Raw genomic sequence first — 367 nt, 5'->3', positions numbered from 1 at the left:
GTGCCGACCCCGCAATCCAGAGGGGTCGGCACTCCTCAGCGGCTGCAGCGGCGCGTCTGGCGGCACGCGGGACAGTGTGTCCACAGCGCTGAAGGACAGTTCCTCCGCGGTTGCCACCGCCCGGCTCGCGCTGGCGCTCGACGCCGGGGGCAAGCTGACMATGGCGGCAACGTCCACGACGCTCGACGACGTCCTGAAAGACCTCGAAACCACCCGGACCACCGTCCTCCAGCTCTCCCCCACCGTCCAGGACGACCGTGAGACGCGCCGGGAGGCCCTGACCGTCCTGGATGAAAGCATCGCAGGGGTGACCACGGCGCAGGACGCCATTGCCAGCACCGACGGCAGCCCCACACTCCAGGACGGC

At 70.2% G+C, this 367-nt stretch carries 1 protein-coding gene; it reads left to right on the top strand.

The window, feature by feature from the left end; genetic code table 11:
- Nucleotides 1-76: 76 nt before the first annotated feature.
- Nucleotides 77-367: hypothetical protein (locus AC1U89_RS25020; RefSeq protein ID WP_479902310.1), on the top strand; the 291-nt coding region annotated here is incomplete at its 3' end.

It is taken from the genome of Caulobacter sp. 05T431 (assembly GCF_056665975.1).
The sequence above is the reverse complement of the archived record's forward strand: the minus strand, read 5'-3'. Positions and strand labels throughout refer to the sequence as shown.